Genomic DNA, 15,751 nt, shown 5'->3' with positions numbered 1-15,751 from the left:
GTGACAACCGGCGCCGTCAAGGCGGTGACCGGCTAGAGGTTGAGGTCGGCAATCCCGGTGTCGATGTGCGGTGCCCAGAAGGCGATCGACTCGGCGATCTGCTCGATTACCTGCCGGTCGTTGGGCTCGCGCTCCTTGAACGACAGCTCCAGGCAGATTTCATTGTCTTTCGCGCCACCCTCGGCGAAAGCGGCCAGCAGCGGCTCCGGCTGCACACGCCCCTTGGCGTTGAATTCCGCCGTGAACGGACGGTGGCCGCCCTTGTCCATCAGCGATTGCTTGATGTGGATGATCGGCGACACCGGCGGCGCCGCGCGTGCCCAGGCATAGGGGTCGATATCGTCCGGATTGCTGCTGGTGACATCGCCGTGGTCGATATCGGCCATCATCCACATCGGCACCGCCATGTTGGCGGCGGTCAGGCGATCCTGAAGGGCAAAGCTGGCGGCGATGGTTTCGCCGAACTCGCGGCCGATCGACATCGGCTCCCAGAACACGTAGCTCAGACCCGCTGCCTTGGCATGCTCGGCCACTTCGGCCCAGCAATCGATGGCGATCTGAATCAGCTCTTCGCGCCGCGCCGCATCGTCGAAATCGCGATAGGTGAAAATGGCAAACTGCGTGCCGACGGAGCTGCCGCCGAGATCTGCGGTGATGTCGGCGAAGGTCTTGAACCATTCGACATAGTAGCGCCGGACATCCGCATCCGGATGGCCGAAATGGTTGAGGCGGCCATAGGGCCCTGTCATGCCGGAGGTGATGCATACGCCGGTACGGGTCAGGGCGGCGCGCATGTCGCGCGTCAGGCGCCTGATGACGGCAGCTGGCCAGGATGGGTTGATGAACTCATGCGTCAACTGCACATCGCGGATCTTCAGGTCATGTGCGATTGTGCCGATCAGGTCGGCCGGCTCGGCGTAGCGGTTGACCAGCGGGTTGGTGTTGAGCGACAGCGTCAGCCCCATCGGTAGCTCCTGTAAACGGCGCGTGGCCGATCTCGTCGACCACGCCTGTAAAAAATCGAAGCGCTCAGGCCGAGCGCGCCATCTGCCCATCGAACCAGGCGCCGAAAGCGGCCTTTTCGTCGGCACTCATGTGCAGGCCGTGCTTGGTGCGGCGCGTCAGGATATCTTCCGCCGTTTCGGCCCATTCCTGCTCGATCACGTAGCGCACTTCTGCCTCATAGAAGTTGGGCCCGAAACATTGGCCGAGGGCTGCCACCGATGTGGCACCGCCGATCAGCTTCGATGTGCGGGCGCCATAAAGGCGGGCATAGTGGCGGGCGAGCCCGCGTGGCAGCCAGGCATAATCGCGCTGCAGCTTTTCGAGAAAGCGCGGCACGTCGGCGCCCTCGATGTCGCCACCCGGCAGGATACCCTTGGCCGTCCAGTCAGGTCCCATCTTTGGGAAGGTCGCCTGCAACTTCTGGATCGCGTGCTCGGCGAGCTTGCGGAACGTGGTGATCTTGCCGCCGAAGACATTCAGCAAGGGCGCGCCGCCCGTCGTGTCTAGGTCGAAGACGTAGTCGCGGGTAACGGCGGAAGGGTTACCCTTGCCGTCGTCGTAGAGCGGCCGGACGCCGGAGAACGTCTGCAGCACATCCTCGCGGCGGAGCGTCTGCTTGAAGTAGCGATTGACGGCGTTGAGCAGGTATTCGATCTCGCTCTCGTCGGCCGAAACGGCTTCAGGCGCACCTTCGTAGGGGATGTCGGTGGTGCCGATCAGGGCCTTGTCGCCCTCGTAGGGGTTTATGAAGATCACGCGCTTGTCGTGGTTCTGCACCAGATAGGCTTGCGGTCCGTCCCAGAATTTCGGTGTGATGATGTGGCTGCCCTTGACCAGGCGAACGTTGCGGCTGGAATTGGTGCCGGCGACGCGGCCGATGATGTCGTTGACCCAGGGGCCCCCGGCATTGACCAGAGCCCGTGCCATGACGACGCGCTTGGCGCCGGTGCGCGTGTCGGTCATCTGAACCCGCCACAGATCGCCCTCGCGCCGGGCGGAGTTGCAGACGGTGCGCGTCAGCACTTCGGCGCCGTGTTCGGCGGCGTCCTTGGCGTTCAGCACGACCAGTCGGGCATCGTCGACCCAGCAGTCGGAATACTCGAAGCCCCTGGTATATTCGTCCTTGATCGGCGCGCCTTCCGGATCGCGCCTGAGGTCGAGCGTACGGGTTGCCGGCAGTTTCTTGCGGCCGCCGAGATGGTCGTAGAGAAACAGGCCGAGGCGTACCAGCCAAGCTGGCCGGTCATTGGGGCTGTGCGGCAGCACGAAACGCATCGGCCAGATGATGTGGCTCGCCGAATTCAGGAGCACTTCGCGCTCGATCAGGGCTTCGCGGACCAGTCGGAATTCGTAATATTCGAGGTAGCGCAACCCACCATGCACCAGCTTGCCGGAGCGCGACGACGTGCCCTGTGCCAGGTCGTCCTTTTCGCAGAGGATCACCGACAATCCACGGCCTGCAGCATCGCGCGCGATGCCTGCGCCATTGATGCCGCCACCGATGATGAACATGTCTACCGTTTGAATATCGCTCATCTGCATTCTCCTGCGGCACGTGCCAGTGTCTTGTTCCGGTTCTGCCGGATGTGATTGTCGATCGGGGTCATTCTCGTGAGGATCATGCAGCCGGCACCTGCTGAGCCGCGAGCAGGTCCCATATGGGCTCGAGTGCCTCGCGCGCCTGCCTGTAGGCTGGAAACGTCCGGTCGTAGACCGGCACCAGCGACGGGTCCGGTGCTGTACCCGCGCCGAGCAAGGGCGTGACCCATTCGGCGATGCAGGCGTTCATGTCGGGGTAGACGCCGACGGCCACTGCCGCCATCATCGCCGCACCGGCAGCCCCCGCCTCCTCGCGCGCCGAGACGCGGACACTGGCGCCGGTAGCCGCAGCAAGCACGCCGCCCAGTGCCTTGGAACGGGCAGCACCGCCCGTCAGCCGCAGTTCGCGCGGCAGTGCACCCATCGCCACGTAGCAATCCCGCGCTGCCATGCCGAGACCCTCGATAACGCTGCGCAGGAGATCGGGATAACGATGGCCGGCATTCAGCCCGATGAAACCGGCGCGCGCGCTGGCGTTGACGAACGGGCCTCGTTCTCCGGCTTCGGAGATGTAGGGGTGATAGAGAACGGCGCCAGGCCGGCTCGCCGCCATCCAGTTGTCGATGCGGGCGACCATCTCTGCGTGGGAAGGTGCAGTGCCACCCTCGCCGATCAGATCGGCGGCCACGTGCAGGATCCAGTCGAGATTAAGTGTCGCTGCCATGTTGGTCTGCATCTGCGTCACCATGCCTGGCACCGGCAGAGCCATGATATAGCCCGTTCCCTCGGCATTCAGTTGCGCATCGGCTGTTGCGACCGGACGCATGTGAACGCCGGTCGAGCCGATGACGGTGCAGGCGGCATTGAGGTCACCGGTCCAGACGCCTGCCCCCATGCCGGTCATCACCATGTCGACATAGCCGAGGCTGACAGGCGTGCCCTGCTTGAGGCCAGTTGCGGCAGCGGCGGCTGCCGTTAGCGGATGCGTTACCTCGGTTCCGTCGATGATTTCCGGAAGCAGGTGCCGGCGTGATGAAAGCCCCAGCGCCGCAATTACACCGTCGTCATAGGCGCGGCTGCGAAAATCGCCGAAGGTCCAGCACGCTTCGGATGGGTCCGTGGCACGAACCCCGGTGAGATTGAGATAGAGCCAGTCCTTGCAATGCAGCGCCACTTCGGCGCGGTCGAGCAGTTCGGGCGCGGTGGCAGACATGTGCGCAATCTGTGCGCCCTGCTGGCAGGTATTGAGGCCGGTTCCAGTGGTCTCGAAGCGCGCGCGCTCGCCGGATGCGCCGACCAGCTTTCTGACCGTTGGCGCTGCGCGCGCATCGAGCCAGATCCAGGCATCTCCGACCGGGGTATCGCCGGCGCCCACCAGCCAAGTGCCATCACCCTGTGCCGTTACGGCGACAGCGGCAGTCCGCGCGGCAAGCCCCGGCACCTTTTCGCCAAGTCCCCGGAGTGCGGCGGCACATTCATCCCAGGTTCGGGCAAGCGGTTGCGTCGCCGAACCGTCCTGTCCCGAATTATAGCGGTTTGCCACCGATGCCGAGGCGATCTGCCGTCCGGCAAGATCGAATGCCACGGCCTTGATCACCGAGGTGCCGGCATCGATGCCGACGAGGATGTCCTGTCCGGCATCAGCCATGGAACTTGGTTCCCGTTTCGGTGCGGCTCGATATCATGCTGTCGTCCATAGAACTCTCCCCCCTCGCCCGTCCCTCAGGCCAGGTCATCTCGCAGCAGCGCTTGCGCGGTGCGTTCGTCAGTGATCAGTCCGCTCAGCAATCCGCTTTTCATCACCGCAGCGATCGCCCCGACCTTGTTCTTGCCGCCGGCAATCGCAACGATGCGCCGGCCTTTCATAGCATCGAGACCCGGCGACAATGTTCGCGCCGACAGCGATGTCTCGACTGCCTTGCCGGTCTTGTCGAAGAAATGCCCGAGCACTTCGCCGACGCCTCCAAGTTCGCGGACTTCGGCGATCTCCGCCGCCTCTATCATATGCGACGCCACCAGCTGCGCGTCCGGCTCGACGGTGCCGATGCCGACGATCATCGGATCGGCGCCTGCCGCAAGTTCGAAAATCTCGCGCACGCCGCGTTGCGACAGGAGAACCTCGCGATCCTCCACGGTGTTGGCAAACAGCGGGATCGGCATGACGTAGGCGGCTGCCCCCGTCTTCTCGGTGAGGCGATGCATCACATCATGCGGGTTTGCCGCATAGTTTCGTGTTACCCCGCCGAGCAACGATACGAACCGTACCCGGCCGGCATCGAGGCGGGCCATTTCCTTGACGGCCGCCGCCAGCGTCCGGCCATGGCCGATGCCTATCACGCCGCCGTGGAAGTTCTCGATCTCGCGCTGCAGAAAGCCGGCCCCGGCCATGCCGAGTGCCTTGAGAGGCAACCCCTGTTCATGGAGATCAGGAACCACTTCCGCGTAGGTGAGGCCGTAGTCGCTCTCCAACCGGCGCTCGAGTGTCACGCACTCCGCGATGTCGCCTTCGATCGTCACCTTCACGGCGCCATTCTGGTTTGCGCGGGCGATCAAGCGGTGCGCCTTGACGCTGGTGATGCCGAGGCGGTTGGCGACTTCGGATTGCGTCAGGCCGGCAGCGTAATGAAGCCAGGCCGCGCGCACGGCGAGGCTGTCTTCATTGTCGCGCTTGTCGGCAAATCGCGCCATGTGCTTTCCGACGCCTCCGGGTTCAACTGAAATTATTGTCGCTTAGCGTAATTTTTTGCACGTTTTTATAACATAAGTCAACATTATCACATGTCGTATTTGGGGGAATTTCGGATGGGCTGCGAGCGGTCCCGCTCTTGCAAGTCTCCCTTCCATCACGCGGTAGTCTGAATGCTCAATCAGGTCTTACTAACCCGAATTTGCCAATAAATGCATAAATACTGGGCATTTGAAGCGGAAAATTGCCATGGATTGACGAATTTTGCATACCGAATAGACGCATCTCGTGCGCAATGCGGTATAAGTCCAGTGTATCCTGAGCCTCCGCATCACGCTCTCGTGTTGCACGCTCGGCCCGGAACTTTGTTTTTTGTGCTCTGTAAGGGTTCCGAGGTAATTGACAACATCCTGGGTATATCACATATTGAAAGTGGCTGATAACATAAATATACCACAGCCGGTATCGGCGGGTTGAGGAAACTCCGCTTCAAGTGACATTCATAATGCAGAGGGTTTTCCATTTGGAGCCTGACGCAATCCGCCGCTTGGAGGAGGGGCGACCATGCAAGTTTCAGCGCCTCACCCCGTTCGTCTTCATCGTTTCGCTGCCCCTGTCGCCATTGGCAGTGCGCTCTGGCGCGGCAGCCTCTCCCCTTCCCGCATCGTCAAGTCAAAGGTGGTCACACCATGAGCAATCTGGTCGGTACCTCGATACCCAATCCTCCCAAGCCCCGCCTCGGCCTGATCATCGGTTCCGTCGCCATCGTCGTGCTGGTCGCTGCCATGGCGCTCGATACCAAGGTGGTGAAGATCGGTTCGGAGGCGGGCGCGCAGCCCAATGCGTTCTCGCCCGAAACATTCGGTTCGACCGAGTTTCCGAAGATCCAGGCGGCTATCGAGAAGCGCGCAGTCAGCGCGGACACCTTGGCAACGGCGATTGCAGCGAACAAGGACGCGGCGGCTAAGCAGTACGGCGTACCCGGTGGTGTAGGGCCCGAAATTTCGGTCAAGTTCACCGGCGTCGTCGGTGCGGCCAAGTCCGGCATCTACACGGTAGCAGTTCCCGGCGTTCCGAGCACGGTGACGATCCGTGTCCAGACTGGGCCGGCGATCAACGGCACCGACCTGCGTGATTCGACCGGCACCGTGACTTTCGACCAATTCACCAACCAGATCGAATACCAGAATGCCGGCTCGGCCCTGAACAAGGAAATGAAGGCGCAGGTGCTCTCCAAGATCGACACTGCCAACCTCACCGGCAAGACCGTGTCGGTCGTAGGCGTCTTCCAGCTCATCAACCCGAACAGCTGGCTTGTCACGCCGGCCAAGCTGGATGTCCAATGAGCGCCGCCCTCAAGCCCGCACCGCAGAACGGCGACATCGTTCTTTCGGCTCATAACGTCGCCAAGTCCTACGGCAACGTTCATGCCCTGAAGGGCGTCAATTTCGATATCAGGCGCGGCAAGGTGACGACGCTGTTTGGTGAAAACGGCGCCGGCAAGTCGACGCTGATGAAGATTTTGTCTGGTGTGGTGACGCCGACCTCCGGGGATATCGTGCTCGATGGCGAACGCGTGGTGTTCAATTCATCGACGGATGCCCGCGATCGTGGCATCTCCATCATCCACCAGGAACTCAGCCTGGCGCCCAACCTGAGCATCCGTGACAATATCTTCATGGGTCGCGAGATCAGGGGCCCGATGGGCGTCGATTTCGCCGAGGAAGCCCGCCAGGTCAAGGCGCTGATGGCCGATCTCAACGAGGTCATCGATCCGATGACCCGCGTCGAGGAGCTCAGGCTCGGGCAGCAGCAGATCGTCGAGATCGCCCGCGCCCTTTCGGTCGATTCCCGCATCCTGATCATGGACGAGCCGACATCGGCGCTGAGCGCTACCGAGGTCGAGGTGCTGTTCAAGGTCATCCGCGATCTCACCAGCCGCGGCGTATCCATCGTCTATATCTCCCACCATCTCGAAGAAGCGCTGCAGATCACCGACTATGCGGTGGTCCTGCGCGATGGAGCCATGACGGCCAAGGCCGACGTCAAGGACATCGATCTCGAGTGGATCGTCCGCAACATGGTCGGCGAAAACTTCGATCTCGGCTCGCCGCCATCGGGCTACGAGTTTGGCGATGTCGCGTTGTCGGTCAGCGGCGTCAGTGTCGCCGATGCCACGGGCACCGGCTACTCCGTCGTCGATAACCTGTCGTTGGACGTGCGCGCCGGCGAGATCGTTTGCATCTACGGATTGATGGGCGCCGGTCGTACCGAGCTGCTCGAATGCGTTGCAGGTCGTGTCCCGTCGACCGGCGGCAAGGTGATGCTCGAAGGCCAGGACGTGTCGAAGCTCAGCATCGCAGATCGCATCGGTCGCGGGCTGGCGCTTGTTCCCGAAGATCGCCAGCGGGACGGGCTCGTCCAGACGATGTCGGTCGGTACAAACCTGTCGCTCGCCAGCATCGGCACTTTCGTCAAGGGCATGCTGCTGTCGCACAGCCGCGAAAAGGCGCTGATCGACGACTCCATCCGCAATGTCCACATCAAGACGGCGGGCGGCGGCGCGCCAATCGGGTCGTTGTCTGGCGGCAACCAGCAGAAGGTCGTCATCGGCAAGATTCTCGCCACCCATCCCCGCGTCATTCTCCTCGATGAGCCCAGCCGTGGCATCGATATCGGTGCCAAGGCCGAGGTCTTCAAGTTGCTCGCCGAACGGGCAGCGCAGGGGCTTGCGGTGGTGTTTTCGACATCGGAAGTCTCGGAATGCCTGAGCATCGCCCACCGCATCATCGTGATGAGCAAGGGCAGGATCTCGGCGCAGTTCGGGTCCGACGCAACAAAAGAGCAGATCATGGCCGCCTCGGGCGAAGCCGTGATCGAACAATGACGAAGAAGAACGGAGCCATGACCATGAGCGAAGCTGGTCCATCCCGCACAACCACCAAGCCTAGCCTCTTCAGCGGCGGCTTCGATCTCGGCCGCCTGCTGCTCGAGGGGCGCGCCTTCTTCGCGCTGATCCTCATCATCGTCGTCTTCTCGATGCTATCGCCCTACTACTTCTCGACCGCCAACTTCCTGACGATGGCCTCGCACGTCGCCATCTTCGGCATCCTCGCGGTCGGCATGCTGCTGGTGATCCTTAACGGCGGCATCGATCTGTCTGTGGGCTCGACGCTCGGCCTGTCCGGCTGCATCGCCGGCTTCATGATGCAGGGCATCACGCTGAAGGTGTTCGGCGTCATCCTGTTTCCGCCGGTCTGGGTTGTCGCCGTGCTGGCCTGCTGCCTTGGCGTGCTCGTCGGGCTGGTCAACGGCGTGTTGATTGCTCGCTTCAAGGTTCCAGCCTTCGTGGCGACGCTCGGCGTCATGTACATGGTGCGCGGCGTCGCATTGCTGATGACCAACGGCCTCACCTACAACAACCTCGGCGGCAAGCCCGAACTCGGCAATACCGGCTTCGATTGGCTCGGCTTCAACCGGTTGGCCGGCGTGCCGCTCGGCGTCGTCGTGCTCGTCGTCATCGCGTTCCTTGTCAGCGTCATGCTCAACCGCTCTGCCTTCGGCCGCTGGCTCTACGCTTCCGGCGGTAACGAGCGGGCTGCCGAACTTTCGGGCGTTCCGGTCAAGCGCGTGCAGATCCTGGTCTACGTGCTCTCCGGCGTCTGCGCCTCGATTGCCGGCCTGATCCTGTCCTCGCAGCTGACGTCGGCAGGACCGACGGCCGGTACGTCCTACGAATTGACTGCGATTGCTGCCGTCGTCATCGGCGGCGCGGCGCTCACCGGTGGACGCGGTAATATCCGCGGCACGCTGCTCGGCGCCTTCGTTATCGGCTTCCTGTCCGACGGTCTGGTGATCATCGGCATCTCGTCCTACTGGCAGACGGTTTTCACCGGCGCGGTCATCGTGCTCGCGGTGTTGCTCAATGCCATCCAGTATAGCCGCCGCGCCAAGAAACCCGTCTCGACGGGCGGCCAGACCACTTCTCCGCAACTGGGAGGTAAAGCGTGAAGGCTTGTTCCGCAGCCGAGAAGAATACCGGGTAACCGGGCATTACCATCAACCAAGGAGGAAAGTTTCCATGTTCAACAAGACAAGACTTCTCATGCTGTCGGCTGTCGTTCTCGCCGGACCGCTTATGGCCGCATCGTCCACCTCGGCATTTGCCGACGGCCTGATCTCGATCATCGTCAACGACCCGGCCAACCCCTACTGGCTGACCGAAGGCAACGTTGCTGCTGCCGAAGCCAAGAAGCTCGGCTATACCTCGAATGTCGGCGCCCACAAGGGTGATACCAACACCGAGAGCAACCTGATCGACACCGCGATCACCAACAAGTCGGTCGCGATCATTCTCGATCCGGCCAATGCCAGCGGTTCCGTCGGTGCCGTCAAGAAGGCCGTTGCCGCTAACATTCCGGTGTTTCTGGTCAATGCTGAAATCAACCAGGCCGGTCTTGCCAAGGCACAGCTCGTGTCGAACAACGCCCAGGGCGCTGCCCTCGGTGCGCAGGAGTGGATCAAGTCTGTCGGCGACAAGGGCAAATACGTCGAACTGCTCGGCGCGCCTTCCGACAACAACGCCGCAACCCGTTCTAACGGCTACGAGACCGTGCTGACCCAGTATCCGGACCTCGAAAAGGTCGGTTCCGACGTTGGCAACTGGGATCGTACCCAGGGTCACGACAAGATGCAGAACCTGCTGCAGGCCCATCCGGACATCACCGGCGTCATCAGCGGCAACGATGAAATGGCACTGGGCGCTATCGCTGCGCTGAAGGAAGCCGGCAAGCTCAAGGGCATCAAGGTCGGCGGCTTCGACGGTTCGCCGGATGCTGTGGCTGCCATCAAGGCCGGAGAACTGCAGTACACCGTTCTGCAGCCTGTCGCCGTGTTCTCGGCAAAGGCTGTCGACCAGGCAGATTCGTTCCTGAAGACGGGCAAGACCGGTGTCGACACCGAGAAGCAGCTCTTCGATTGCCTGATCATCAACAAGGACAACATTGCCAAGTATACGGCACCGTTTACTCTGTCCGAATAATCCGACTTTGGGGGCGGCCTTCGGGCCGCCTCCTCTCTTCATGACGAAAGCCCGGGATAGCCCGACTTGTCCACACTCTAGACCGTTGGCATGTCAGTCGCGACGCATTACCGTTTGTGACGACGCCCTGTTCGCGTCATAGATGATGGACGCCGGGCGGGACAACCGCCCAAGTGAACTCGAGCATGCCGGCCCGAACGTGATGATACTGTCCTCGCAGCTGCTGAAGACGACGGGTGATGTACATGATGCCTCTGCGACGTTGCTCGTGGTCGCATCCGACGGCGTGGCAGGCGTGGGCCGGTGATCATGGCTGACCACGACGATACCGGCGAAGCTGCGGACAATCCACTGATGCAGGAGCAGGTTCCGAGCGACACGCGGCTGGCGCGCCAGCTGGCCCGCCGCCAGCAGATGACCGAGACCGTCATGGCGGAAGGCTCGGTACGCATCGAGGATCTGGCCGAACGCTTCGGTATCAGCCTGATGACTGCCCACAGGGATCTCGACGAACTCGTCAGCCGTGGTATCCTGCGCAAGACGCGGGGCATTGCCTCGGCGGCGCCGACAAGCCTGATCGAATCCAGCGATGTCTACCGCTCCAGTCGCCAGTCGGTCGAAAAGCGTGCGCTGGCGCTTGCGGCAATGCGCTTCGTCGAGCCCGGACAGGCGATCTTCTTCGACGATTCCACCACTGTGCTGCAGATGGCGCAATTCCTGCCCTCCGCCGTGCCGCTTACCGTCATCACCAACTCGCTGACGCTGATGAACGATCTCAAGGGTATCCGCGACCTGACGTTGCTCGGCCTTGGGGGCCAGTACTACAACTGGTGCAATGCCTTCATGGGCCGCATGACCACCCATGAGATCTCGCAGCTGCGGGCCGACACGTTGTTCATGTCGATGTCTGCGATCACCGACGATATCGTCTTTCACCAGTTTCTCGAGATGGTCGATACCAAGCGGGCGATGTTCGATTCCGCCTCCACCCGCATCCTTCTCGCCGACAATACGAAATTCGACCGACGTGCCCTGCACGTGTTCTCGCCGCTTACCGATTTCGACATCGTTATCGTCGACGACGGTACGCCGCCGGTCCATATCGCCCGCATGCGCGACAAGGGCATCAATGTTGTTGTGGCTCCGACGCGCGGCTCAAGCCATGCATCCGCGCTGAAGCGATACGATCCCCAGGCCCGATAGCTCTCTGTCACGTCACTGAAACAAGGCGGTTGAAGCACCTTTTTACCCTTTGCTAAATGTAACATCACTTGACGTGAACTTACCATGTTTATATGATCCAGTGATGTTGCAGCTGTGGTACGAGCGCTCGTCTTGACGCTCCCGCACCCGGTCGTAAAAGGGAGCGAAAACCATGCCCAGCCTGCTAGGGATCGACAACGGCCTGACTGTCACCAAGGCGGTCATCTTCGATATCGACGGGACGCAGCTTTCGGTGGCGCGACGCCGGGTGCCGCAGTCGATACCCCGGGCGCGCTTTGTCGAGCGCGACATGGCAGGCCTCTGGCAGGCGACAGCAGAGGCGATATCGGAGGCGATAGCCCTTTCCGGCCGGCCGGCCGACGACATCAAGGCCGTTGCCGCCACTGCCCACGGCGACGGGATATATCTTCTGGACCACGCTCTCCAGCCGCTCGGCCCCGGCATCCTTTCGCTTGATAGTCGCGCCGGCGGTATTGTCGACCGCTGGTCGGAAGGATCGCTGTTTGACGAAGCGCTGGCCCTGACCGGCCAGGTGCCGCATGCATCTGCGCCATCGGCCTTGCTTGCCTGGTTGAAGGAAAACGATCCGGAGCGGTTCGGCCGCATCGGCCATGTTCTCGCCTGCAAGGACTGGCTGCGCTTCTGCCTCTCCGGCACGATCGGCACGGACCGGACCGAGGCAAGCACGTCCTTCACCGATGTCAGGACGCAAGCCTATTCGGCCGAGGCCTTGCGCATCTACGGGCTGGAGCAGGTGGAAAGTGCCCTGCCGCCCGTCGCAGATTCCAGTGATATCGTCGGCCATGTCACGGCCGCGGCCGCAGCTCTTACCGGGCTCGTCGAGGGCACCCCCGTTGCCTGTGGCCTGCACGATGTCACTGCTTCTGCGCTCGGCATCGGCGGCCATGTCGAAGGTGTGATCAGCATCGTTGCTGGCACCTATTCGATCAACGAGGTCGTCTCGGCGGAACCGCTCACCGATCCCCGCTGGTTCTGCCGCAACGCCATTGCGCCGGGCCAGTGGAACGCCATGTCGATTTCTCCGGCCTCGACGGCCAATTACGACTGGTTTCTCGACACCTTCTGCCGGAAGGAGCAGGACGCCGCCGCCACTGAGGGTGGCTCCATTCATGCGCTGCTGGCAACCGAGATCGACGCGGCGCTGCAGCGGCGCTCGACGATCCTCTTCCACCCCTATCTGTTCGGTTCGCCCTACGGCAATCTTGCCAGCGGCAGCTTCCTCGGCCTGCACGGCTGGCACGACCGGGGCGACATCCTGAAGGCGGTGCTGGAAGGGATCGCCTTCAATCACCGCACCCATGTGGATGCGCTCCGTGACGGCTTCTCCTTCACCCAGGTGCGGCTGACCGGAGGGGCCTCGCGCAACCCCGCCTTCGCCCAGATGTTTGCGGATATCCTGAACCTGCCGGTGACGGTCACCTCGACGGACGAGCCGGCGGCCTTCGGCGCCGCGCTTTGTGCCGGCACTGCCATCGGCGTCTACGCCTCTCCGCAGCAACCGCATCTGACCGTCGGCGCCACCAGCCGGACCTATCAGCCGGATGCCGCCCGCAGCGCCGTGTTCAACGAGCGCTTTAGCCTTTACTCGCGCCTCGCCGAAGCCCTGAAATCGGAATGGCCGGCTATCGAGCGGCTGGGCATGCCGACGGAGACCGTCGCGTGATCAAGGCCGACGAACGGCGCGAGGAAATCGCCAACTATGTCATAAAGTGCGGTCAGGTGCGCATCGATGATCTCGTGACGCATTTCGGCGTGTCGCGGATGACCATTCACCGACATATCGAGCAGCTGGCCCAGCAGGGGGTGTTGCGAAAGCTGCATGGAGCCGTCACCGTGCAGCCCTCCGGCATCTATGAAAGCACGTTCCGCTACCGCATGACAGTCGGGCGGGCCGAGAAGGATGCACTGGCCCGCGCCGCGCTGGAATATGTCGAGGCCGGACAAGTGGTGATGCTCGATGATTCCACCACGGCCAGCGCCGTGGCGCCGCTGCTGGCCGAGATCAAGCCGCTGACGGTCATCACCAACAGCGTGTCGACGGCCGAAATGCTGATCCATGTCGAGGACATGGATTTCATCTCCCTCGGCGGCCAGTATCACCGCACCTACAACGCCTTTATCGGCCTCGTCACCGAGAATGCCATCTCGCGGCTGCGCGCCGACATCCTGATCTGCTCCACCTCGGCCATCACCGGCACGACCGGGTTCATCCAGGACCAGCAGGTCGTGCGGGTCAAGCAGGCGATGATGGCCGCCTCCCGCCGCCGCCTGCTTCTCGTCGACCATGGCAAATTCGACAGGATGGCGCTGCACGTGTTTGACGAGCTGACGGCATTCGACGCCGTGCTGGTCACCGACGGCATCGCCGACGCAACAACGCAAAAGCTTGAACAGGCCGGTGTACGGCTGAAAATCGTAAGGATGGCATCATGACTTCCCCGGAAACAGCATCGGTCGATTTCGCCAGCCGCCTTGCGACGATGACCGCCGATGGCAGTGTCGATGTCGTCATCCTTGGCGCCGGCATCAACGGCGCCGGTCTCTTCCGCGATCTCTGCGCCCAGGGTATCAGCTGCCTGATCGTCGAAAAGACGGATTTCGGCGCAGGCACCAGCGCCGCACCTTCGAGGCTGATCCATGGCGGGCTCAAATATCTCGAAACCGGTGAATTCGGCCTGGTGGCGCAATCGACTCTCGAGCGCAATCTGCTTTTGAAGAACGCTCCCCATTGCGTCACCGCGCTGCCCACGATCATTCCGATCTTCTCCTGGACCAAGGGCATCTTCGCGGCGCTGCGCACCCTGTTCGGCTCCACCAGCGCACCCCGCAGCCGAGGCGCGATCCTCATCAAGATCGGCCTTTCCATCTACGACTATTACGGCTCGCGCGACCGGGTCATGCCACGCCACAAGCTTATCGGCCGCAAGCAGGCCCTGCGCGACATTCCGGCCATGACAAAGTCAATCGTCGCCACCGGCACTTACTACGACGCCAAGATCAGCCACCCGGAACGGCTGGTGCTGGAGCTGGTGACCGATGGCCTCGATGCCAATCCGCGTTCCGCCATGGCGAACTACACGACGCTGACATCCGCCAAAGACGGTGTCCTGACCTTCCAGCCGGAGAACGGCCCAGCCTTTTCAATGCGGCCGAAGTTCGTCGTCAACGCCGCCGGGCCGTGGATCGACCATGTTAACGCCGCCCTCGGCGCGCCGTCGAAAATGATCGGCGGCACCAAGGGATCGCATATCCTCCTGAAGCACGACGAACTGCTGAAGGCGCTGAACGGCCGGATGATCTACTTCGAGGCCGATGACGGGCGTATCTGCCTCGTCTACGACTATCTCGGACTTGCGCTGGTCGGTTCGACCGATATCCCCGCAGACAACCCCGACAGTGTCGTCTCGGAGCCGCAGGAAATCGACTATATGATCAACAGCCTCCGTGGACTGTTGCCGGGCATGACCTTCGATCACAGCCAGATCGTCTACGCCTATAGCGGTATTCGCCCGCTGCCGGCCTCGAACGCATCCATCCCCGGTCTGATCAGCCGCGACCATTCCGCACCTGTCGCCGAACCCGATAAGGCCCGCCCCTTCCCGATCATCTCGCTGATCGGCGGCAAATGGACGACCTTTCGTGGTTTTGCCGAAGAGGTGACCGACACCATCCTCAAGCGCATGGGCGCCAGCCGCAAGACCACGACGCGCGCCATGCCGATAGGCGGCGGTAAAGACTTTCCCACCACCGCTGCGGCCCGTGCCGAATGGTTGAAGCGGGAAAGCGCCGAGACCGGCCTCGATATCCCTCGCCTCGACCAGCTCCTGACGCGCTACGGCACCAAGGCCCGGGAGATCGCCCGCCACCGCGGCAAATGGACGGACCGTGACCGCTTGCCGGATTCGACGGATCACAGCCTCGCGGAAATCGACTACATCCTCCAGAACGAGGGTGTAGAGCACCTCTCCGACATCGTCATGCGCCGCACGACGCTCGCCATCACCGGATCGCTGACGCTGAACGACCTGCAACGGATCGCAGCCACCGTAGCCGTGATGCGCGCCTGGGATGAGACGCGGGTGTCAGCCGAGATTGAGGCGGTAACGACACAGCTCGCCAAGAGGAACCATATGCGGGTGAGGTGAGGTTGGTGGCGGGAGGTGGTGCCGGATATTGCCAATGGGCAAGAATCTTGCCGAATAGACAGTCGTTCACAGGAGACAGCATCGCCTCGG

General features: G+C 62.3%; 12 protein-coding genes. 8 read left to right on the top strand and 4 right to left on the bottom strand.

Going from position 1 to position 15,751, the window contains the following annotated elements:
• Positions 1-32: 32 nt before the first annotated feature.
• The 4 genes from J5274_RS26970 to J5274_RS26955 form a co-directional block, all read right to left on the bottom strand.
• The gene (locus tag J5274_RS26970; RefSeq protein WP_142825033.1) at positions 33-965 is read right to left on the bottom strand and encodes a sugar phosphate isomerase/epimerase; all 933 of its coding nucleotides are present in this window, start codon (positions 963-965) and stop codon (positions 33-35) included.
• Between the two features lie 64 nt (positions 966-1,029).
• On the bottom strand, positions 1,030-2,541 hold the full coding sequence (locus J5274_RS26965; protein WP_142825034.1) for a glycerol-3-phosphate dehydrogenase: 1,512 nt from the start codon (positions 2,539-2,541) through the stop codon (positions 1,030-1,032).
• Positions 2,542-2,623: 82 nt separating this feature from the next.
• Complete coding sequence (locus J5274_RS26960) at positions 2,624-4,192, bottom strand: FGGY-family carbohydrate kinase (protein WP_142825035.1); 1,569 nt, start codon at positions 4,190-4,192, stop codon at positions 2,624-2,626.
• A gap of 74 nt (positions 4,193-4,266) precedes the next feature.
• Positions 4,267-5,232: a sugar-binding transcriptional regulator gene (locus J5274_RS26955; protein WP_142825036.1), complete on the bottom strand. Its 966-nt coding sequence runs from the start codon at positions 5,230-5,232 to the stop codon at positions 4,267-4,269.
• 687 nt (positions 5,233-5,919) lie between these two features.
• Between J5274_RS26955 and J5274_RS26950 the strand changes: the two genes are divergently transcribed.
• The 8 genes from J5274_RS26950 to J5274_RS26915 all read left to right on the top strand — a co-directional run bounded on the left by J5274_RS26950 (position 5,920) and on the right by J5274_RS26915 (position 15,661).
• Positions 5,920-6,576 carry a DUF2291 family protein gene (locus J5274_RS26950; RefSeq protein ID WP_142825037.1) on the top strand — a complete coding sequence of 219 codons (657 nt, stop codon included), beginning with the start codon at positions 5,920-5,922 and terminating at the stop codon, positions 6,574-6,576.
• Entirely contained in the window at positions 6,573-8,117 is a 1,545-nt protein-coding gene (locus tag J5274_RS26945) for a sugar ABC transporter ATP-binding protein (RefSeq protein WP_142825038.1), read from the top strand. Before J5274_RS26950 ends, J5274_RS26945 begins: the two co-directional genes overlap by 4 nt.
• Positions 8,118-8,140: 23 nt before the next feature.
• Complete coding sequence (locus J5274_RS26940; RefSeq protein WP_219276064.1) at positions 8,141-9,241, top strand: ABC transporter permease; 1,101 nt, start codon at positions 8,141-8,143, stop codon at positions 9,239-9,241.
• 70 nt (positions 9,242-9,311) lie between these two features.
• The gene (locus tag J5274_RS26935) at positions 9,312-10,271 is read left to right on the top strand and encodes a D-ribose ABC transporter substrate-binding protein (protein ID WP_142825039.1); all 960 of its coding nucleotides are present in this window, start codon (positions 9,312-9,314) and stop codon (positions 10,269-10,271) included.
• Positions 10,272-10,580: 309 nt separating this feature from the next.
• Complete coding sequence (locus J5274_RS26930; RefSeq protein WP_142825040.1) at positions 10,581-11,474, top strand: DeoR/GlpR family DNA-binding transcription regulator; 894 nt, start codon at positions 10,581-10,583, stop codon at positions 11,472-11,474.
• A 172-nt stretch (positions 11,475-11,646) separates the two neighbouring features.
• A complete protein-coding gene (locus J5274_RS26925; RefSeq protein ID WP_142825041.1) occupies positions 11,647-13,179 on the top strand; it encodes an FGGY-family carbohydrate kinase in 1,533 nt (510 codons plus the stop codon).
• Positions 13,176-13,949 carry a DeoR/GlpR family DNA-binding transcription regulator gene (locus tag J5274_RS26920; RefSeq protein WP_142825042.1) on the top strand — a complete coding sequence of 258 codons (774 nt, stop codon included), beginning with the start codon at positions 13,176-13,178 and terminating at the stop codon, positions 13,947-13,949. The genes J5274_RS26925 and J5274_RS26920 overlap by 4 nt, the downstream gene beginning before the upstream one ends.
• Complete coding sequence (locus J5274_RS26915; RefSeq protein WP_142825043.1) at positions 13,946-15,661, top strand: glycerol-3-phosphate dehydrogenase/oxidase; 1,716 nt, start codon at positions 13,946-13,948, stop codon at positions 15,659-15,661. The genes J5274_RS26920 and J5274_RS26915 overlap by 4 nt, the downstream gene beginning before the upstream one ends.
• Positions 15,662-15,751: the final 90 nt, after the last annotated feature.

Source organism: Rhizobium sp. L51/94, assembly GCF_019355555.1.
GTDB lineage: Bacteria > Pseudomonadota > Alphaproteobacteria > Rhizobiales > Rhizobiaceae > Rhizobium > Rhizobium rhododendri.
The sequence above is the reverse complement of the archived record's forward strand: the minus strand, read 5'-3'. Positions and strand labels throughout refer to the sequence as shown.

What these genes read in the sequence shown, in the direction of transcription:
- J5274_RS26925 (WP_142825041.1), top strand. Translation starts at nt 11,647, where the DNA reads ATGCCCAGCCTGCTAGGGATCGACAACGGCCTGACTGTCACCAAGGCG.
- J5274_RS26955 (WP_142825036.1), bottom strand. Translation starts at nt 5,232, where the DNA reads ATGGCGCGATTTGCCGACAAGCGCGACAATGAAGACAGCCTCGCCGTG.
- J5274_RS26935 (WP_142825039.1), top strand. Translation starts at nt 9,312, where the DNA reads ATGTTCAACAAGACAAGACTTCTCATGCTGTCGGCTGTCGTTCTCGCC.
- J5274_RS26930 (WP_142825040.1), top strand. Translation starts at nt 10,581, where the DNA reads ATGGCTGACCACGACGATACCGGCGAAGCTGCGGACAATCCACTGATG.
- J5274_RS26940 (WP_219276064.1), top strand. Translation starts at nt 8,141, where the DNA reads ATGAGCGAAGCTGGTCCATCCCGCACAACCACCAAGCCTAGCCTCTTC.
- J5274_RS26965 (WP_142825034.1), bottom strand. Translation starts at nt 2,541, where the DNA reads ATGAGCGATATTCAAACGGTAGACATGTTCATCATCGGTGGCGGCATC.
- J5274_RS26945 (WP_142825038.1), top strand. Translation starts at nt 6,573, where the DNA reads ATGAGCGCCGCCCTCAAGCCCGCACCGCAGAACGGCGACATCGTTCTT.
- J5274_RS26960 (WP_142825035.1), bottom strand. Translation starts at nt 4,192, where the DNA reads ATGGCTGATGCCGGACAGGACATCCTCGTCGGCATCGATGCCGGCACC.
- J5274_RS26950 (WP_142825037.1), top strand. Translation starts at nt 5,920, where the DNA reads ATGAGCAATCTGGTCGGTACCTCGATACCCAATCCTCCCAAGCCCCGC.
- J5274_RS26970 (WP_142825033.1), bottom strand. Translation starts at nt 965, where the DNA reads ATGGGGCTGACGCTGTCGCTCAACACCAACCCGCTGGTCAACCGCTAC.
- J5274_RS26915 (WP_142825043.1), top strand. Translation starts at nt 13,946, where the DNA reads ATGACTTCCCCGGAAACAGCATCGGTCGATTTCGCCAGCCGCCTTGCG.